This is a genomic window from Synechococcus sp. A15-127 (genome assembly GCF_014280215.1).
In the GTDB taxonomy this organism is placed as follows: Bacteria; Cyanobacteriota; Cyanobacteriia; order PCC-6307; family Cyanobiaceae; genus Parasynechococcus.
Genome location: NZ_CP047948.1, coordinates 2,098,734 through 2,117,377, shown reverse-complemented (window position 1 = coordinate 2,117,377; position 18,644 = coordinate 2,098,734). Strand labels below are relative to the sequence as shown.

15 protein-coding genes are annotated in these 18,644 nt (G+C 65.6%); 3 read left to right on the top strand and 12 right to left on the bottom strand.

The window, feature by feature from the left end:
* Position 1 precedes the first annotated feature (1 nt).
* The 6 genes from SynA15127_RS11235 to SynA15127_RS11210 are packed head-to-tail and all read right to left on the bottom strand — an operon-like array spanning position 2 to position 7,455.
* Positions 2-790, bottom strand: coding sequence for a sulfotransferase family protein (locus SynA15127_RS11235; protein WP_186484182.1), 789 nt, complete (start codon positions 788-790; stop codon positions 2-4).
* Positions 787-3,045 carry an N-acetylneuraminate synthase family protein gene (locus SynA15127_RS11230; protein ID WP_186484181.1) on the bottom strand — a complete coding sequence of 753 codons (2,259 nt, stop codon included), beginning with the start codon at positions 3,043-3,045 and terminating at the stop codon, positions 787-789. Before SynA15127_RS11230 ends, SynA15127_RS11235 begins: the two co-directional genes overlap by 4 nt.
* A 39-nt stretch (positions 3,046-3,084) precedes the next feature.
* Positions 3,085-4,395 (bottom strand): DUF6716 putative glycosyltransferase, encoded by a 1,311-nt coding sequence (locus SynA15127_RS11225; protein ID WP_186484180.1) that lies wholly within the window; start codon positions 4,393-4,395, stop codon positions 3,085-3,087.
* Entirely contained in the window at positions 4,392-5,444 is a 1,053-nt protein-coding gene (locus tag SynA15127_RS11220; RefSeq protein ID WP_186484179.1) for a DUF6716 putative glycosyltransferase, read from the bottom strand. Before SynA15127_RS11220 ends, SynA15127_RS11225 begins: the two co-directional genes overlap by 4 nt.
* On the bottom strand, positions 5,441-6,748 hold the full coding sequence (locus tag SynA15127_RS11215; protein WP_186484178.1) for a DUF6716 putative glycosyltransferase: 1,308 nt from the start codon (positions 6,746-6,748) through the stop codon (positions 5,441-5,443). Before SynA15127_RS11215 ends, SynA15127_RS11220 begins: the two co-directional genes overlap by 4 nt.
* A gap of 26 nt (positions 6,749-6,774) precedes the next feature.
* Positions 6,775-7,455, bottom strand: a complete 681-nt coding sequence (locus tag SynA15127_RS11210; RefSeq protein ID WP_186484177.1) for a cytidylyltransferase domain-containing protein — start codon at positions 7,453-7,455, stop codon at positions 6,775-6,777.
* A 32-nt stretch (positions 7,456-7,487) separates the two neighbouring features.
* Between SynA15127_RS11210 and SynA15127_RS11205 the strand changes: the two genes are divergently transcribed.
* Both SynA15127_RS11205 and SynA15127_RS11200 read left to right on the top strand, forming a co-directional pair.
* Positions 7,488-9,473, top strand: a complete 1,986-nt coding sequence (locus SynA15127_RS11205) for a capsular polysaccharide biosynthesis protein (protein ID WP_186484176.1) — start codon at positions 7,488-7,490, stop codon at positions 9,471-9,473.
* Between the two features lie 35 nt (positions 9,474-9,508).
* On the top strand, positions 9,509-11,521 hold the full coding sequence (locus tag SynA15127_RS11200) for a 1-acyl-sn-glycerol-3-phosphate acyltransferase (protein ID WP_186484175.1): 2,013 nt from the start codon (positions 9,509-9,511) through the stop codon (positions 11,519-11,521).
* On the opposite strand, the gene SynA15127_RS11195 is transcribed toward SynA15127_RS11200, so the two are convergent.
* From SynA15127_RS11195 to SynA15127_RS11185, 3 genes are read right to left on the bottom strand one after another with little or no spacing between them, the layout of a single operon-like run.
* Positions 11,500-12,768: a beta-ketoacyl-[acyl-carrier-protein] synthase family protein gene (locus SynA15127_RS11195; RefSeq protein WP_186484174.1), complete on the bottom strand. Its 1,269-nt coding sequence runs from the start codon at positions 12,766-12,768 to the stop codon at positions 11,500-11,502. The genes SynA15127_RS11200 and SynA15127_RS11195 overlap by 22 nt on opposite strands.
* Complete coding sequence (locus SynA15127_RS11190; RefSeq protein ID WP_255475485.1) at positions 12,752-13,033, bottom strand: acyl carrier protein; 282 nt, start codon at positions 13,031-13,033, stop codon at positions 12,752-12,754. Before SynA15127_RS11190 ends, SynA15127_RS11195 begins: the two co-directional genes overlap by 17 nt.
* 49 nt (positions 13,034-13,082) lie before the next feature.
* The gene (locus SynA15127_RS11185; RefSeq protein WP_186484172.1) at positions 13,083-14,033 is read right to left on the bottom strand and encodes a GNAT family N-acyltransferase; all 951 of its coding nucleotides are present in this window, start codon (positions 14,031-14,033) and stop codon (positions 13,083-13,085) included.
* Between the two features lie 78 nt (positions 14,034-14,111).
* Between SynA15127_RS11185 and SynA15127_RS11180 the strand changes: the two genes are divergently transcribed.
* The gene (locus SynA15127_RS11180) at positions 14,112-15,248 is read left to right on the top strand and encodes an SLBB domain-containing protein (RefSeq protein ID WP_186484171.1); all 1,137 of its coding nucleotides are present in this window, start codon (positions 14,112-14,114) and stop codon (positions 15,246-15,248) included.
* Between the two features lies 1 nt (position 15,249).
* Here SynA15127_RS11180 and purB read toward each other — a convergent pair whose 3' ends face one another.
* The 3 genes from purB to SynA15127_RS11165 form a co-directional block, all read right to left on the bottom strand.
* Positions 15,250-16,545, bottom strand: coding sequence for an adenylosuccinate lyase (gene purB, locus SynA15127_RS11175; RefSeq protein WP_186484170.1), 1,296 nt, complete (start codon positions 16,543-16,545; stop codon positions 15,250-15,252).
* Positions 16,546-16,645: 100 nt separating this feature from the next.
* Positions 16,646-17,329 carry a hypothetical protein gene (locus SynA15127_RS11170; RefSeq protein WP_186484169.1) on the bottom strand — a complete coding sequence of 228 codons (684 nt, stop codon included), beginning with the start codon at positions 17,327-17,329 and terminating at the stop codon, positions 16,646-16,648.
* A gap of 96 nt (positions 17,330-17,425) precedes the next feature.
* The gene (locus SynA15127_RS11165; protein ID WP_186484168.1) at positions 17,426-18,625 is read right to left on the bottom strand and encodes a glycosyltransferase; all 1,200 of its coding nucleotides are present in this window, start codon (positions 18,623-18,625) and stop codon (positions 17,426-17,428) included.
* Positions 18,626-18,644 lie beyond the last annotated feature (19 nt).

Genomic DNA, 18,644 nt, shown 5'->3' with positions numbered 1-18,644 from the left:
CTCAGGCGGGGATGGTGGCGGCGAGCTGACGGCGGTGGCGGCGCCTGGCTTTGCCGCGCCCCCGTTGCATGGGGCGGCTTGGTGGCAGCGCATCACCCTGCAGCAACTGCTCCACCGAGTAGTCGCGATAGAAGGTCTGAAAGTCTCTCTCGTACATGCAGAGAACCCGGTCGATCAGGGCCGTGCTGGAGAACAGGCTGTGGATGTCGCTTCTCTCGCGACGTCGCACGTTCTTGAACGGCAGACGCCCGACCGCTGGCAGGCCCTCGAGGGTCATGCGGTGGCGGAGTTTCCGCCAATGGCTGCGCATGTGCTCCATGCGTCCCACGAATTTCGGCACAAGGGCGTTCTCGCAGAACAGCAGGTCCGCCTGCGGACGAACGTGGTTGTCCATCAATTCGGGTTCGATGCTGCCGAGGCAGGCGATGAACTGTTCAAAGGCCATGCCATGGAACAGCCCCATCCTCTGCATCGGCTGCGGCACCTCCTGGATTTCGATCAGTTTGTTGTTGTAAGCCGCCACCAGCCGATCGAAGGGATTGCGAACGAAGCTGAAGCTGAAGTGGCTGCGGCGCAGATCCCTGGCCTGTTCCGGGGTCACGAGAGTGGTTTCGCCGTGAGTGTTCTCCCGCCAGAAGCGATCGGCCGACTTGCGCAGACCCTCCTCCGGCCGGTTGGACAGCAGCTTGCAGAGGGCGACCTTGATCGAGGAGTTCGCCACCTTCGGGACCCGTCCGTACATCAGCGGCAGATCCCGGAACAGGATGAAATGTTCCGGCGATGTGCTCATGCAGCAGCTTCCAGGCGTTCCAGGGCGAGCCAAGCCCCCTCGCCGCCGTTCTTGTGGCCTTGCCAGATCTCCGGAATGAAGGAGGCCTTGGGGCAGTGCTGGTTGATCTGCTCGAACAGCTGCACCCAGTCGATCTCGCCGTCCTGGATCTGCAATCCTTCGCCGTCCACATCCCTGGCGTCGGCTAGATGCAGGTGTGCCGTGAAGGGAAGAATCTGATTGAGAAAGTCCCGGAAGGGCAGGTGCAGATGGTTGCAGGCGAGCTTGGAGTGCGACACATCCAGGCAGACCCGCATCCCCTGCTGCTCACAGAAGCTGTGAATGAAGCCCGGGTCCACGAACAGGTTGTGGAAGCGCTGTCCACCGAAATGCCAGGGAAACGGAGGCATCGTCTGAGGAATGATCTCCACATCGCCGCCGCAGTTCAGCCGTCCGAGGCTTTCGATCAATCGCTGCTGCAATGGATGCCGTTCGTCGCGATCGAGGTGGCGGTGTTCGGAGAAGCCTCCGACGTTGGTCACCAGCAGCACCGGATCCGGGCAGCGGAAGCGAGACCGTAGATCCCTTGAGATGTCGATCACCCGCTGCAGTTCCCTGATGGAGTGATCGCGGTAGCCCTCATCGGCGGTGCTCAGATCCAGGGTGTGATCACCGGCGAACAGCTCAGGAGCGTGCACCACCAGCCCGATCTCTTGGCGCTCCGGCAGCACCTGATCCAGTTCCACCTCGAGATCCTTGTAGCTCAGATGGATCTCCACCAGATCGAGATTGCTCACCTTGGAGAACACCTTGATGTCGTGATACCTCACCGGAAGCCCGAAGGGCTGGCGGAAGCGGTAGGTCCGGGGTGTCGCGGCGGGCGTTTCCAGGTCAGAAGGGAAGAACACGTCGCCCTGGGCTTTGGCCACCGGCAGCCGTCGCCCCAGCAGGTCCTGTAATCGGTTGGGCTGAAGCCCCTGCCCCGGGCTCTGGATGCGCACCATCGCTTCTGTGATCTCGGTTCCGGCCGGGACATCGCAGGCGGCAACCAGGCTTTTGGCCAGTACCTCGCGGTTCATCATCTCGCCCTGGCTGATGCTGCGTTCACCGCCCTGACCCATGGATTCCTCCACCCGACGGATGCCCTGGATCATCTGGGCGAATTCGTCCGGCAGCAGGCTCACCTTGTGGTCGTTGCCCTCCATGCCACGGTCAAGCGTGATGTGCTTCTCGATCACCGCAGCACCCATCGCCACCGCGGCGATCGGCACCTCAATGCCCCGTTCATGGCCGGAGTAGCCGACCGGTGCATCCGCCAGTTCCCGCAGCCGTTCCAGGTAGCGAAGGTTCACATCCTTGAAGGGTGTGGGATACGTGGAATTGCAGTGCAGCAACACGTAGTTCGCCCCCTCCTGCTGCAGGTGACGGATGCCGGAGCGGATCTCCAGTTCGCTGGCCATGCCGGTGGAACAGATCAGCGGTTTGCCCGTGGCCGCCAGCTGACTGATCAAGGCGTGGTTGGTGAAATCCGCTGAGGCCACCTTGAAGCCCTCCATGCCCCAGCGGTTGAGTTTCTCCAGGCTGGTCTCATCCCAGGGGGTGCAGAGCGGCACCAGTCCCTTGCCGGCGGCGTAGTCGAAACAGCGGAACAGCTCGTCATCACTCAGCTGGAACCGTTCCAGCAGATCCAGGGTGTACTGCGTCCCCAGATCGGACGCCATGTCGTTGCTGTCGCCGGCGTTGCTGTACAGCTTGCTCATGTCCCGCATCTGGAACTTGGCGCAATCGGCACCCGCGGCATGGGCGGCATCGATCAGCTGCAGAGCGATGCCGATGTCGCCGTTGTGGTTGTTGCCGATCTCGGCGATCACGAAGCTCGGTTCGCCCTCGCCGATGCGGCGGCTGCCCAGTTGCAGGCCATCGGTGGCGGGCAGGGCCACGGCCACGATGCGGCCGTGGCTGTCCAGCAGCGGCAGGGCGATGATCTTGGAGGTGAGCAGCCCCGAAAGCTCGGCCGGTGGCGTGCCCTCCGGGGCGCTGCGGCAGTTGGGATTCATCGCCGCCGTCACCGGGCGGTTCAGGTCGATGTCGCCGCAGCTTGCAATCCAGCGGCGGAAATCGCCATCGGTGAGCACCCCTTGGAGGATGCCGGCTTCCGACACCACGAAGATCAGCCGCGACTGGTTCGCGGTGATCTTGCTGAGGGCCGAGAGAATGCTGTCTTCCGCGAAGACCACGAACTGGGTGAAGTTCCGTTCGATCTGGATGCCCTTCACAGTTCGCCTTTGGCCGGTCAGCTGGTGAACCGTGAGACCTTACCCCACATCCCTGTAGGTGATGGCCACGAGAAGGCGCCTCATCAGTCGGTTGGGCCACTGCACCGCCCACAGGCGCCGCGCCGCGTTGCGGTGCTTCGGGCGCAGCAGGGTGGCGAGCATCAGCAGGCTGCGGGCTTCCTCCCAGTTCTTCGAAACGATGGCCTCCTCAGCGCTGCGCCGCAGCTGGGTGAAGCTGAGATTGGCATTGCTCATGTGGCCAGGACTCTCGTTGATCACGGCAGGAGGGTCTTGCTTCAGCGCCTGCAGCGCACGGATCAGCTCCGCTGGCCCCGCGTCGGTGCCATAGCCCATCCAGGCCAGCCAGGTCGGGTCCGGCAGGGGCAACTCCTGATCCAGGGTGTCGAGATCCTCCACCTCCGCCAGCGTCCGCCACACCCCACTGCCGGCGAACACGTGGCTGCCGCTGGAGGGAGCGATGCCGAAATCCGCCATCACCACCGGGCGGCACCCATGGTCGAGGGCATCGAAGAACGCGGTGGATGAAACGGTCGCCATCAACCGGGCATGCCTGAGCAGCTCCGGCAGCGGGCGGTAATCCAGCTGCAGATTGGCCGGGGGGTGGCCCAGGGTCTGCATCAGGGTGCTGCCGATGTGCGAGTCGCTGGCATGGAAGGTGGCCTCGTCGGGCGCGATGCGCGGTTTGATCAGCACCTCCCAGTCGGGGGAGCGGCGGGCCAGCTCGGCCAGGATCCGCACCATCTCGGCTCGGTCGCGCGCAGCAGCCGGCATCACCACCTGCTCGGCGAACACCAGGCGGCGGGGGCGGTCATCGTTGGGCAACGGCGGTGTGGACGGGGTGCTGCGTCCCAGGCCGGTGAGCACGGTCTGCTGCCGCAGGAACGGGGTGCTGGCCACCATCCTCTCCAGCGCCTCCCGGTCGCGTTCACCGCTGAGGCAGATCAGGTCGTAGCCGAGCCGCCAGCTCATGCCTTCCATGAACTTCTCCAGCACCACGCCGTTGAAGCCACAGAACAGCAGCGGCCGCTCGCTGGCGGGGAGCAGCCCGAGGGCCAGACGGAAGTCGCTGAGCTTGCTGCCTGTCAGGAACACTCCGATGGCATCGAACAGAATCAGCTCCGGATGGGTGAGCAGCTGACCCATCTCATGGCGCCACAGACGCCCCAGCGCCTGCGCCCGCCTGAGGATCGGCGCGGGGGTTCCATTCCGGGGGATGGCGTTGATCGTGACCGCCACGGCGAGCTCAGCCGGGAAGCGGCACAGCGATTCGCAGGCCAGCAGCTGGCTGTCGCTGTCACCGATCAGCAGCAGGCGGAACGGTCGGCTCACGGTGTGATCTCCTTCAGGGCGCGGTGCAATCGCACCGGCCCGTCGTGCACGGCCCAGCCCATCGATTCCAGCCAGCTCTGACTGGGCTTCGGCAGATCCAGCAGCTGGTCCAGGTGATGGATGGAGCGCAGCCGGTGCATGGCGCCACTGCCGAAGAAGCCGCTGGTGCCCTGACTGGAGTGGATGCCGAAATCGCCGATCACCATGGCGCGTCGGCCCCAGGCCATCGCTGTGAACAGCCAGGGGGAACTGACGCCGGCACAGGCGGTGCAGTTCGACAGCAGGGTCAGCATCTGGCCCGGTTCTCCGAAGCCCAGGTTGGGCGGCAGCGTCCAGTCCTCCGGTTCATAGAAGGGAATCCAGGGTTCGTCGTTGTTCCAGGCATGGTCGCGCTGGATCACCACATGCCATTGCGGGGATGCCTCCGCCCACCGGATCAGCTGCCGCAGCATCTGCGACTTGGCCCCGATCTGGGTGGGGATGGTCTGCTGTGCGAGCACCAGCAGGCTGTAGGGAGGGGTGCTGAGTCCACCGCTGAGGCAGCCCAGGTGCGGGCGCTCCGGCATGAACCAGAAGCCACCGCAGACCAGCGGTGGTGCCTTCAGGGACGCCGGCCAGTTGAAACGCATGGCGGCCGCTTCCTGCCGCTGCCGCTCGCCATGCAGCAGCACCAGGTCGCAGCGGTGGCGGCTGGAGAGTTCGCTGATCAGCTTGTCGCCCACCACGGGCGCCAGCGGCCCGCTGAACACCGGTGCCGGTTTTCTGCCTCGGTAACGGCAGAGCTCCCGGTAGCCGTGGACGAGGCGATCGAGCTGGTCGGTGTCCTGCAGAAACAGGCCGATGGCGGTCGCCTCCTCCAGCAGGGTGGTGCCCAGCAGGGCATCGGCAGGGATCTCCAGCTGGGGCCGCACCGCCGGCCAGGGGCTGTGCCATCCAGTTGCGGGAGCGCCGATGGTGAGGCATGGCTGTCCCTGCTGTTCGAGACGGTCGGCCAGCAGGCGGCAGGCATGCTGCTCGGCGCCGCCGTCGCTGATCAGAACGATCGTCATCGTTCCCGCAGCAGTTTCGACAGCCAGCCGAAGCCCACCAACCCATCGCGCAAGCGTCGCAGGAGATTACGGGTCTGATGGCGTTTGCGCTGGCTGGAGCGGGCGCCGCCGCTGCTCAGCATGCGGCGCCCGCCCTCGCTCACGGCGTAGCGCTGCCAGCTGCGGCTGCCCCAGCTGGCCGGACCGGTGCCCCCCCTGGGCAGGGCGGGCAGGCCGTGTGCCAGGCGTTCCAGCAGGGCGTTGACGAAGCGGTCGGCGCCATCCGCCTGAAAGCCCTGCTGCTGAAGCCACAAGGGGTCATGGGTGACGCTGAAGGGGTCGCTGCGGATCGAGGCGAACTCCGCCACGGCACCCGAGGCAGCAAAGAAGTGGTTGCCGAGGGTTTCGGTGACACCGAGGTCACCGACGATGCGCGTGCTCACCCCCATCGCCATCGCTTCCAGGGCCGCGGTGGACGACACGGTGATGGCACAGCCGCAGTGGCGCAGCAGGCGGGTGGCCGGTTTGAAACTGAGCTCCAGGTTCGGCACCGTCTCTGACATCCGGTCGATCATCCCCGCCATTTCGCCGTGGCGCCGATGCAGGGTGCTCTCGATGCTGGAGGTGCGCGGCTTGAAGATCACCGGATGCTCCGGCCAAGCCTCCGCCAGGTGTTTCAGCTCCTGGCACAGGAAGTGGCGTTGCAGCGGGTGCACGGGGATCGAGGGCTGCTCGAAGAAGACGATCGAGGGGCGATCCGGAGGGGGCTGATGCTGCGGCACCCTCCACAGGATCGGCAGTCCGGTGACCACGGCATTGCTGCTGTCCTGCCCCAGGGCGCGACAACCCTGCTGGTAGAGCTCCAGATCCTGGTTGCTGTTGAGGCACAGCAGATCGACGCCGGAGCGGTCGAGCATGCCCTCGAGGGCGAAGCGGAACAGGATGCCGGGATAGGCACTCACCAGCAGGGGGCGACGGCTCGTCTCCTTCCATTCCGCTGCGAGCATCAGCAGCGCGTCGCGGCTGCGGCGGCCATCCAGCCCCAGCACCAGCACATCGACGTTTCCTGCCATCGCACGGGTGAGCTGGCGGAATTCGTTCCAGCGGTGCTTCTCGATGCGGGTGCGCGGATCCGTGCGGCGGATCTCCAGACGCTGCCGTCTGGACAGGGCCCGGTTGTTGATCTCCAGCAGGTGAAGCGTCGTGTCCGCCCCCTGGCGCCGGCAGGCCGCCAGCAGGGTCATCGCCATCTTTCCGAACGAGTCGAAGCAGGCCACAGCAGCGACGGTGCGGCCGGCCAGGCGCTTGTCGGCTGCAGCGGCCATCGGCCTCGCTCGGGAACCCGGCAAAATTACCGTGGTGCCGCCTGAGCCAGTGCGCGGCAGAGCGCCAGGTCGGCGGGTGTGTCGATCTCCGGTCCGGGATGCTCGAGCACAACCGGCTGCCAGGGGGCGCAGAACCGGCTGCCGCCGGCGCGGAAGGCCGCTGTGTCCATGGCGTAGATCGCTCCGGTTTCCAGATAGGCGGGCTCCAGGTCCTGGCGGCGTTGGCGGGGCTGCTGCGGGTCATGGTTGATGCCACGGCCATCGCCCCGCCACAGAAAGCCGTGCCAGGGGGCGACGGCAAAGCTGCTGTTCACCGCTGGTGCATCCAGGGCCGCCAGCACCTGATCGATCTGCTCGCCGCTGGTGAACGGCGAGGTGCACTGCAGAAACACCAGCCGCGGAGGCAGCGGCCCATCCATGCAGAGCTGCTCCAGGGCATGCAGCAGGGCCGACTCGGAACTGGCGGTGTCTCCGGCCAGATGCTCGGGACGCCGCAGCACCTCCGCTCCATGGCTGCGGGCCGCGGCGGCAATGGCGTCGTCGTCGGTGCTGACCACCACCCGGCTCACCCGGGTGCTGGCCAGAGCCGCCTGAACGCTGCGGCCCACCAGCGGAACTCCCTCCACCTCCTGCAGGTTCTTGCCGGGGATGCCTTTCGACCCGCCGCGGGCGGGAATCAGAGCCAGGGCAGCGGCAGCGGCCGTCATCGGTGAGGATTCGGTGTGCCCCGTCTTACCCGATGAACGACCGGCTGGGGGTTCCAGAGACCGGGATGCTGGCGCATCGGACGCTGCCGGCCCTCATGGCCCCGGCGCAGCTGCTGCCGGGGCGGAGCCGGGATGTGGATGCGCTGCTGGCCTGGGGGCGGCGGCCCAGCGCCAGGCGTGTGGAGCGGCTCGCCCAGCGTCGTGGCCTGCCGGTCTGGCATCTGGAGGACGGTCTGCTGCGGTCGCTGGCCAAGGGGCGTCGCCATCCACCGCTCTGCCTGCTGGTGGATGACCTGGGGGTGCATTTCGATGCCACCGCTCCGAGCCGTCTGGAGCAGCGGATCGCTGCATCGCTCAGCGCCGAGCAGCGCGACCGGGCCCGGGCGGTGCAGCTGCTGTGGTGCACCCAGCGGTTGAGCAAGTTGAATCCGCCACGGGAGTCGCTGGCTCCGGAGCAGCGCTTTGTGCTGGTGGTGGATCAGTCCGCGGGGGATCTTTCGATCCCTCTGGGACTGGCGGGGCCGCAGAGTTTCCAGCAAATGCTCCGGGCGGCCCTTGCGGACTATCCCGATTGCACGGTGGTGGTGAAGGTGCACCCGGATGTGATCCAGGGCCGGGCCCGTGGTCATTTCAGCCCTGCGGATCTGCAGCATCCGCGCATCCGGCTCTGCGCCGATGGTCGGCACCCCGCCGCCCTGCTGGAGCGCGCTGAGGCGGTGTATGTGGTGACCTCCCAGATGGGCTTTGAGGCGTTGCTGTGGGGTCGTCCGGTGCATTGCTTCGGCATGCCCTTCTATGCGGGGTGGGGACTGACGCAGGACCGGCTGACGCCGCCGGAGCGGCGCACGGCCCGGCCGGGGCTGGAGGCGCTGGTGCACGCTGCTCTGATCGCCGGCAGCCGCTGCCTCGATCCCTACAGCCTTCAGCCTGCGCCGATCGAGGATCTGATGCGGGCCATCGGTCTGCAACGGCGTCTGCAGAGCCAGCCCGCCGCCCGGGTGGAGGCCTTTGGCTTCACCCCCTGGAAGCAGCGCAATCTGCGGCGGTTCCTGGCGGGAAGCACGCTGCGCTTCCGGTTGCCTCGGGCACGTCCCGGTCGCCGGGCTGAGGCGGTGGCCGTGTGGGGCCGGCGGGCCCGGCCACGGCTGCTGGCGGCCGTCGAGGCCCGGGGGCTGCCGCTGCTGCAGGTAGAGGACGGTTTTCTGCGCTCGGTGGGCCTCGGTGCCGAGCTGATCGATCCGATTTCCTGGGTGGTGGATCAGAGCGGCATCTACTACGACGCCACCTCCCCCAGTGACCTGGAGACGGTGCTGGCGACCGGCCATTGGACCGATCTGCAGCTGTCGCGCGCGGCAGCGTTGCGGCAGCGGCTGGTGGCCGAGGCGATCACCAAATACAACCTCAGCGATGCCCCCTGGCAACGGCCGACGGCGCCGAAGCGGGTGGTGCTGGTGGTGGGGCAGGTGGAAACCGATGCCTCGATCCGCTTCGGTGCTCCCGAGCTGCGCAGCAACCTGGCCCTGCTGCAGGCGGTGCGGCAAGCGGAACCGGAGGCCTATCTCGTGTACAAACCGCACCCGGATGTGGTGGCGGGGCTGTGCCGGGCCGGCGCCGGCGAGGACCAGAGCCGGAGCTATTGCGACGCCGTGCTCACGGGCGGTTCGATCCAGCAGCTGTTCAGCCAGGTGGATGCCTTGCATGTGCTCACCTCACTGGCTGGCTTCGAGGCGCTGCTGCGCGGGGTGGAGGTGCATTGCTGGGGGCTGCCGTTCTATGCCGGCTGGGGGCTGACGCAGGACCGCCTGGCCTGCTCTCGCCGGGGCCGCGTGCTGCCCCTCGACGCCCTCGTCCATGCCGCCCTGATCGCCTACCCCCGCTATGTGAGTCGCCGCAGCGGCTGGTTCATCGAACCGGAGCAGGCCATCGATGAGCTGCTGGCCTGGCGGGACGGCCCGCCGCCGCGCCGGACGCTGGTGCAGGCCCTGTTCCGCCACTGGGGGCGGCTGCGGCGTCGCTAGGGCGTGTCAGGATTCTTTGAGTGCTGGCCAGGGATTTGAGCAGGGGAAGGGCTCCAGCCCTGGTGCAGGTGCGCATTGACGGCCCGGTGCTGCTGTTGATGGGGCCGATCGGCCTGTTCTTCGCCCGCTTCTGCAGCTACCTGCGGGGCTGCGGCATTCCGGTCACCAAGGTGGCGTTTCCGCTTCGGGAATTCGGCTTCCCTTCCGAGGTGCGGGTGCCGTACGACGGCGACATGGAGGGCTGGCGGCCGTTTCTGCGCCAGCTGCTGACGGAACGCGGCATCCGCCACATCTTCATGTACGGGGATTTCATCATTCCCCACCGGATCGCCATCGAGGAGGCCCGCGCCCTGGGGGTGGAAGCCTGGGTGTTCGAACTCGGGTACCTGCGCCCCAATTACGTGACCCTGGAACGGGATCGCGTCAACGCCCGCTCCAATCTCAACCGTCCGGTGGACTTCTACCGGGATCTGCCGCCGGCGGACCGACTGCCCGGCGACATCGTGCTGGATCCCGGCTGGCGCTGGCGGAAGGTCTGGAAGGCACCCACCTTCATCCAGCACGCCTTCACCCGTTACCCGATCATCGAGGGGGAGCACAAGCTGCAGCCTTCACCGGGGTTCCTGTGGTGCCAGCTGCGCGGCAGCTGGCGCTACTGGCTGTACCGCTGGCAGGAGCGGGCGCTGAAGCGCCGACTGCTGGAGCATCTGTCGTTCTTCCTGGCGGTGCTGCAGGTCTCCAGCGACTCCCAGATCCAGATGGGATCGCCTTACCGGGGCATGCACGACTTCATCGAGGACGTGATCCGATCCTTCGCAGCTCATGCCCACGCGTCGGATCACCTGGCCTTCAAACACCATCCGCGGGATCGCGGATACAACAGCTACGCCACGCTGATCGCCCTGCTGGCTCGCCGCTACGGCGTCAGTGGCCGGGTTCACTACTTCCACGACGGACCCTTGAGCCGCTACCTGCGCACCTGTCGCGGTGTGATCACCGTGAACAGCACCGTAGGGCTGCAGGCTCTGTTCCATGCCGTGCCCACCAAGACGATGGGCGACACCTTCTACAACCTCGACGGCCTGACGGATCAGAAACCGCTGGATGACTTCTGGCGCGATCCGCAGCCCAGCGAGCGGCCCCTGTTCTGGCGTTTCTACAAACACCTGGTGATGACGACCCAGGTGAACGGCAACTTCGATGGGGAGTTCCCCTTCCGCATCACCTTCCCGATCGGACCGGAGGCGCGGCAGTTGGAGCCGTTGCCGCAGCTGCCGCCGCTGCGGCCGGCGCGATCTGCCAATCCCTTGGAGATTCCGGCGCGGGTGATGGCCAGGCTGGGCTGGGCATCCCTGGGTTTTGTGCTCTACGGCCTGCAGCTGCCGGCATTGCTGCTGGGTCGGCCTCAGTGGGCGGCGCAGCTGATGACCTGGGCCTCCGAGGTGGCGCTGCGGGCGCTCGGGGTGCAGGTGGTAGTGGACGACAGCCAGCGCAGCGAGGAGCCGCAGGTGCCGTTGGTGCACATCTTCAACCACCGCAGCCCCTGTGATGGCCTGGTGATTCAGGGGGTGCTGAAACTGCCGGGGATGACCACAGCCCAGCTGCATCTCAAATGGGTGCTGCCTGGTTACGGCGCGGCGGCCCGCAACGCCGGCTCGGTGGTGCTGGACCACCGCCAGCCGCAGTCGCGCATGGAGGGGATGCTGCAGGCGTCCACGCTGCTGCGGGAGCACGGTCAGATCATGCTGGCTCCCAACGGTTCCCTGGTAACGCCGATCGAAGCGCGGGTGTCTCCCAGTGCCTGGATGCTGGCGCGTCACTACGGCGGCCGCGTGGTGCCCTGGGTGTTCCGTTACGACGGCATGGAGGAGGCCCTTGGGGCGCGCTACAAGCCCTGGCGGCTGTTGCTCAGCCGGCTCACGGCGCCGCTCGGGACGATTCACTGCCAGCGCGGACGTTCCAGTGATCTGGTGCTCCCGGACGATCCCAGGGATCGCGACGGGTTCACCCGCGTGGTGCAGACCTATTACGCCCGGGCGCTCGGCTGAGGCGGTGCAGCCAGCACCAGGCTGATGTTGTGGCCGCCGAAGCCGAAGGCGTTCTTGAGCAGCAGCCGTTCACGGTCGGTGTCGGGCAGGGCAACCGGTCCGCCCCCCGTCACCGCGAGCTCCACCCCGGGATCGAGTGGATCGGCATTCATGCTGCAGGGAACCAGGCCGGCCCGCATGGACTGCAGCGCCAGGATCGTCTCAACGGCGCCAGCGCCCCCCAGCAGATGGCCCAGCTGCCCTTTGGGGGCATACACCGGCAGGTGATCGGCGGCGGAGCCGAGGCTGCGGCGCAGGGCGCGGGCTTCCGCCAGATCGCCGAGGCTGGTGCCGGTGGCGTGGGCCTGCACGGCACAGAGGTCGTCGGGCTTGCAGTCAGCACGCCTGAGCGCCTCCTCAATCGCCCGGCTGGCCTGCAGCCCCTGGGGCTCGGGGGCGACGATGTGATGCGCATCGCTGCTGCTGCCGCTGGCCAGCAGCCAGCCGAGGGCGTCGCTAGCTGTCACATCCGACTGCCGCATCAGGGCCAGCATGCCGGCCCCCTCCGACAGCACGAAACCGTCGCGCGTCTGGCCGTAGGGGCGGGAGGCCTGCTCTGGTGCTTCGTTGCGAAGGGAGAGGGCGCGCATGGCCGAAAAGCCCACCAGACCGAGACGGTTCACGGGCGCTTCGCTGCCCCCGGCCAGCACCAGATCGGCGCGGTCGTCCTGCAGCAACCATTGCGCCAGCATCAGGGCTTCGGCGCCGGAGGCACAGGCGGAGACGGGGGTGTGGGCTCCGCCCTGCAGTCCGAGGTCGATGGCCACCTGGCCGGCCGCCGCGTCGGGGATCAGCATCGGCACCGTGAGCGGATTCACCCGGCTGGGTCCTCCTTCACTGAGCTGGGAATGCTGCTCATGCATGGTGGCCAGCCCGCCGATGCCGGTGCCAAGCACCACGGCGATGCGGGTGGGATTGAGCCCGCGGCGGTGCTGCTCTGCCATCGCCCAGGCCTGGCGGGCCGCCAGCAGGGCCAGCTGAGCGCAACGATCGGAGCGACGCCGCAGCAGGGGTTCCAGGCCCGCAAAGGCGGTTTCGGCGACGCGGCCGGCGATGCGAACGTTCAGATCCTTGGCCCAGGACTCCTGGATGGACCCGATGCCGGACTGCCCAGCGCAGACCCCGGCCCAGGTGCTGTCGGCGTCATCGCCGAGGGGGGACAGGGACCCCCAGCCGACCACGGCAATGCGCTCAGGCGGTTTCGGCATGGGGAGGCCGCAGCTCGAGCGTTTCCAGGTGATCGAGAATGTCTGAAACCGTGCGGAAGCGCAGCAACTCCTCCTCTTTGATGCGGATGCCGAAACAGGTGTCCGCCTCGATCAGGATTTCGTAGAAGCCGAGGGAATCGATACCAACGTCCTCCATCAGCCGGGCGTCCGGCGTGATGACAGCAGGATCAGTGCCGGAGATGCGATGCAGGATCTCGATCAGACGTTCCTGCAGCTCCTGCTTGTCAGGGCACGCCCCACCCAAGGCCCATCTCCCTTTTGGTCTGGTTAACGTACCAGCCGTGCATTGAGCATTAATCCCCCCGGTACCAGCTGAAGTGCTGGTAGATCGGTTGGTGGGCGACATCGATGAAGTAATCGAGGCGTTCCCGGGGAATGCGGGACAGATCCGCCGCCATCAGGATTTCGGTGATCTGATTGAAATCCCTGGCCAGCGAGAGTCCGCAGACCCTGGCATCCATCAGGTTCACGTACTGACGCAGCAGCACCGGCAGCCGGAACGCATCACTGAGCTGCTCGCGGATGTTCACCTCCAGAGCTTGGATATTGGCGATCGGGTTGGGTTGATCACTGGCCTGAACCGTGCTCAGCGGATGGCGCGGCGCGGGCAGGGGCGGCTCGCTCTGGAGGTAGGGCGGACGCATCAGACCACTGAGAAACGCCTGATTGACCGGCTCGCTGTGGGCGAAGTGGTTGTAAGAGACGAGTCCGTGCAGCGTGTCGTAGCCGGAGCGGGCGGCGATCAGCAGGCCACCGCGGAACAGGGCCATCAGCGAATGGGGCTGCTTCTGGAAACGGCTGGCGAGGGCGACGCGGCCGATCTCCAGATGGTTCCCAAGGGAGGTGAGCCTCGCCTTGATGCCGGGATAGACATGTTCGAGATAGGACTGGCTTCCGTCCGGCAGATCTGCCGTTTCGCAGTGTTTGGGCAGGAACTGCAGGCGTGCGGCACCGGCCAGAGCACCGCTGCCGGGTTCGATCAGCAGCAGATGGTCGTAATCGCTGTCTCGTCCGTCGAGATCCCGCCGGTCTCCGGAGCCGGAGAGCTGTTGCCGGTAGGTGGCCTCCCGCAGCAGCCCCACCGCGTCAGCCACCGGGGCGAAACGTTCCCCGGGAAGCAGATGCAGCTCCAGACCTTCGATCGAGAACAGTCGCGACTGCAGCAGTTCGCGACCGATCAACTCCGCCGAGAGGGTCACCTCGTGGATCTCCGAATCGGGGATGGACGGAGGAGGCAGTGTCATGGATGTCCCATTCCGTCTCAAGTTGAGGGAAGATTAATGCCGCTTTGACACGTCCCAGTCCCTCAACGCTCCTCGTCCATGCCTTCCAACCTGCGCTCTGCCACTGGTTTTCGCCAACTGGTCATCCTGGGGCTGCTCACCTGCGCTGCTCTGGCTCCGGCAGAGGCTGTTCGGGCTGAGGCTGTTCGCTCTGAGGAGGCCACGCTGCTGAGCAGCAGCAGGCTGGGCCGCACACTTCAGGTTCCATCCAGCAGCGAGGTCTTCCGCTACCGACTGGGGCCGGGAGATCGACTGTCGATGTCGGTTTTCAAGATGGAGGGTTACTCCGCCACCGTGGAGGTGCTGAGCGACGGCACCATCAACCTGCCGCGATTGGGCACGGTGGATGTGTGGGGCCTCACGCTCGAGGAGGCCAAGGCCAAGATCACCGCTGGCTATGACGTGATCCTGCGGCGGCCGCTGGTGTATCTGGATCTGGTGGAAGCCCGTCCGGTGCGGGTGACGGTCACCGGCCAGGTGGCGCGACCCGGAGTGTTCTCGCTGCCTTCGAAGGGCCTTGTTGAGGGCCGTGGCTGGCCGACTCTGGTGGATGTGGTGCAGCAGGCGGGAGGCGTGAGTGCCTCGGCGGATCTCTCCAGCGTTGAAGTGCTGCGGCCTTCTCCACGGCCCGGCGGCAAAGCCCAGACCTACCGCTTTGACTACCTGACGGTGTTGCGGGAGGGCGGCCATGCTCCCAATCCGCTGATCTACGACGGCGACAGCATCCGCATCCTTCAGTCGGATGATCTGGAGAATGCCGATCTGATCACCACGGCGACCTCCAATTTCGCTCCAGCGACGATTCAGGTGAACGTGGTGGGCGAGGTGGCACGTCCCGGAGTGATCGAAGTGCCTTCCAATGCTCCTCTCTCGGGTGCTGTTCTGGCAGCCGGTGGCATCACCCGCCGGGGCAGCGAGAACACCGTGGACCTGATCCGCATGAACAGCGAGGGCGAGCCGAAGGTAACAAGCCTCAAGTTTGATCCCACTTCCGTGCTCAGCAGCGCCAGCAACCCGCCCCTGCGTTACGGCGATGTGGTGGTGGTGAACCGCAACCAGCTCGCCAAGGTGACCGATGGGCTGGAGGACGCCTTCCAACCCCTCAATCCGATCCTGAACGTGTCGTCGATCTTCCGGCTGCTGGGGCTGCCGATGACCGGCCTGCTGGGGCTCTGACTCAGAGCCCCAGCCGCTGCCAGATCACCTCCAGATTGGCCTGGTGCAGGGCGGTGCTGAAGCAGTCCGCCAGCTGATCGGCTGACATTTTTGCGCTCACGTCTGGGTCCGCCTCAAGGTTGGCGCGGAAGTCACCTCCGGTGGTGTTCCAGGCTGTGTGGGCATTGCGCTGCACGATCCGGTACGCCTCTTCCCGGTTCAGGCCGCTCTCCACCAGGGCCAGCAGCACCCGCTGGCTGAACACCACGCCGCCGTAGATGTTCATGTTGCGGCGCATGTTCTCCGGATAGACCCCGAGCCCCTGCACCACGGCGGTCATCTCCCGCAGCATGAAATGCAGGGTGACGGAGACATCCGGCAGCATCATCCGTTCGGTGGAGCTGTGGCTGATGTCGCGCTCATGCCAGAGCGCCACGTTCTCCAGGGCCGCCACCACATAGCTGCGCAGCACCCGGGCCAGACCGCTGATGCGCTCACTGCGGATCGGGTTGCGTTTGTGGGGCATGGCGGAGCTGCCCTTCTGCCCCTTGGCGAAGTTCTCCTCCACCTCCAGCACGTCGGTGCGCTGCAGGTTGCGGATCTCGGTGGAGAAGCGCTCCAGCGAAGCCCCCACCAGGGCCAGGGTCTGCACATAGTCGGCGTGGCGATCGCGGGAGATCACCTGGGTGCTGGCGATGTCGGGGGTGAGGCCGAGGATCTCGCAGGTGATCGCTTCCACCTGGGGATCGGTATTGGCGTAGGTGCCCATGGCGCCGCTCACCTGGCCGACGGCTACATCGCTCTGCAGCCGTTCCAGACGGGTGCGGTTGCGTTCGGTCTCCGCCAGCCAGCCGGCCACCTTGAATCCGAAGGTGATCGGTTCGCCGTGGATGGCATGGGAGCGGCCGATCATCTCGGTGGTCTTGTGCTCACCAGCGAGGTTGCGCAGGGCCGCGGCCAGGGCATCCAGCTCCGTGCGCAGCAAGGCGACGGAGCGTTTCAGCTGCAGGGCCAGCCCGGTGTCCAGCACATCGCTGCTGGTCATGCCCACATGGATGTGGCGGCCGGCATCCCCCACGTGTTCGTTCACGTTGGTGAGGAAGGCGATCACGTCGTGACGCACCTCCGCCTCGATCTCCAGGATGCGATCCACCGAAAAGCTCGCCTTCGCCTTGATGGTGTCCACGGCTTCCTGCGGCACCCGGCCGAGGCGGCAGTTGGCTTCGGTGGCGGCGATCTCCACCTCCAGCCAGCTCTGGAATTTCGCCTGCTCACTCCAGACGGCACCCATTTCGGGCAGGGTGTAACGCTCGATCAACGGTCTGCGACGTCGCACAACACGGCGACTCTATGGAGTGGTGGTGGCATAAAAAAAGCCCCTCGGAGATGAGGGGCTTTTAAAATTCAGAAATATGAATTTAGAGAAAGCCAGAGATGGTAGTGCCATCTTCGAATTGGATAGCAATGTAATCGGGAAGCTCTTTTCTACCGTTGTAGAGCTTTTTGCCCTTCAACTTCTGGCCATCAACAACAAGCTTGTCTTTTTTGGAGAAGTTACTAATGCCAATGCGTCCACCACCTTTCACTTCTTCAGGGACTTCGATAGTGTCCTTGCCATCACCAACTTTGATAGCGGTATCACCTTTCAGCTTGATACCCTCTTTGAAGACAACGGTGTCCTTGCCGTTGCCCAAAGTAATGGATGCGCCAACGACCTTTGTGTCTCCGCCGAAAGCGATGGAGTCCTCGCCTTCGCTAGCTGAAAGATCGATTGTGGATTTCTTGAAAGTTCCTTTTTCAACTTCGACTTCAACAGCGCCCGGCCCCTCGCTGATGATGACAGTTTTGGATATTTTGGTGGTATCGAAGATGATCTGTGCTGTCTCGCCGACTTTGGGTGTAGGGCGCACAACTGAATTTTTAACAGCTTTACCTTCCACCGTTACCGGAGCTTCTCCGCCAACTTCGATGTTGATGTCCTTAACGTTGCTCGTCACATCAATGAGAGCACCGTCGTCGGTAGCGCTGATTTCGACGCTTGTCGCTGCATCGTCTGGTATGACGAGGTCATTACCAGCACCGCCACTTACAGAGGTAGCCATTGATCAGGGAGGTCGAGACTCTTGTTGGGAAGAATAAGGCGGCTTGCCTTGATTTTCCATCTCTTGTGGCCACCTCCCCACCTGACGCCCCTGCTTTCATGGCTTTTTCGGGCCAATCAGGTTGCTGAACAGCTCCTCATAGGCCTGGGCAGTAGCCGCAAGGTTGAAGGATCCCTGCATGGTTTGGCGGGCGTGATCCCCCAACTGGTGCGCCCGTGCCGAGTCCTGCAGCAGGGCTACAACGGCTGTGGCCAGGGCATCCACATCGTTGAAGGGCACCAGCAGAACGTCTCTATCGTGTTCCAGCTCGGCGGCGATCGGGCTGCCGATGTTGGTGACCAGCGGTGCCCCGCAGGCCATCGCTTCCAGCGCACTCCAGGACAGGGTGTAGGGGTAGCTGAGGGCCAGATGGCAGCCGCTGCAGCGCAGCAGTTGCAGCATCTGGGGGTGGGCTAACCAGTTCACAACACTGATGCCACTGGCATCCAAGCCGTCCAATGCATCCATGAGGTGGCTGGTGCCCCGGGGCGGTTCCACTCCGTAGCCCTGCCCCTGCTTTCCCACCACCAGCAGCTGAGCCTGAGGCAGTTGCTGACGCACCAGGGGCCAGGCCCGCAGAGCCTGGCGCAGGCCTCGCAGCGGCTCCAGGTTCCGTGAGATCAGGGTCACCAGCGGTTGGCCCGCCGCCAGCTCCAGCCCGTGTTCCGGCAGGTTCAATCGCGCTTCGCGATCCGGCTTGATCCGCTCCAGATCCACCCCCTCGGGCAGCAGTGTGAGCCGCTGTTGCAGTGGTGCTGGAAAGCTTGCCAGTTGGCTGCGGCTGGCAACTACGGCCGCATCCGCCTGGGCCAGGGCCAAATCAGTTAACAGATTCTGGCGGCTGAAGCCGTCGCCCACCGGTGTCAGATCTGCCAGTGCATCATCGAAACCGAAGCCGAGGGCCCGGGGATGACCCCACAGCTCCGGGTACACCACGATCGGCATGGCGGATCCCCAGATGCGCCGCAGTTGCAGGGCCTCCCCCCAGGCGCTGTGGGCTAGCACCAGATCCGGACGGACAGCGTTCTCCCGCAGCTGGCGGCAGAGCAGGGCCACTCCGGCGGCGCGCTCCTTCAAGGAGGGCTCATCCCGATTCTCGAAGTGATAGCGGTGGTAGATCAGTCCTTCCCAGTGCTCACCGCAGGGGGGCTGCTGCTCTGAGCCGATGGCGCGCACCTGATGTCCGGCCGCAAGCCACAGGGGAGCGAGGTCGCGGAACTGCCCTGGGAAGTTCTGGTGGATCAGCAGCAGATGCATAGAAAGACCCTATGCCGAT

What these genes read in the sequence shown, in the direction of transcription:
- SynA15127_RS11235 (WP_186484182.1), bottom strand. Translation starts at nt 790, where the DNA reads ATGAGCACATCGCCGGAACATTTCATCCTGTTCCGGGATCTGCCGCTG.
- SynA15127_RS11220 (WP_186484179.1), bottom strand. Translation starts at nt 5,444, where the DNA reads ATGACGATCGTTCTGATCAGCGACGGCGGCGCCGAGCAGCATGCCTGC.
- SynA15127_RS11215 (WP_186484178.1), bottom strand. Translation starts at nt 6,748, where the DNA reads ATGGCCGCTGCAGCCGACAAGCGCCTGGCCGGCCGCACCGTCGCTGCT.
- SynA15127_RS11210 (WP_186484177.1), bottom strand. Translation starts at nt 7,455, where the DNA reads ATGACGGCCGCTGCCGCTGCCCTGGCTCTGATTCCCGCCCGCGGCGGG.
- SynA15127_RS11205 (WP_186484176.1), top strand. Translation starts at nt 7,488, where the DNA reads ATGAACGACCGGCTGGGGGTTCCAGAGACCGGGATGCTGGCGCATCGG.
- SynA15127_RS11195 (WP_186484174.1), bottom strand. Translation starts at nt 12,768, where the DNA reads ATGCCGAAACCGCCTGAGCGCATTGCCGTGGTCGGCTGGGGGTCCCTG.
- SynA15127_RS11185 (WP_186484172.1), bottom strand. Translation starts at nt 14,033, where the DNA reads ATGACACTGCCTCCTCCGTCCATCCCCGATTCGGAGATCCACGAGGTG.
- SynA15127_RS11180 (WP_186484171.1), top strand. Translation starts at nt 14,112, where the DNA reads ATGCCTTCCAACCTGCGCTCTGCCACTGGTTTTCGCCAACTGGTCATC.
- SynA15127_RS11170 (WP_186484169.1), bottom strand. Translation starts at nt 17,329, where the DNA reads ATGGCTACCTCTGTAAGTGGCGGTGCTGGTAATGACCTCGTCATACCA.
- SynA15127_RS11165 (WP_186484168.1), bottom strand. Translation starts at nt 18,625, where the DNA reads ATGCATCTGCTGCTGATCCACCAGAACTTCCCAGGGCAGTTCCGCGAC.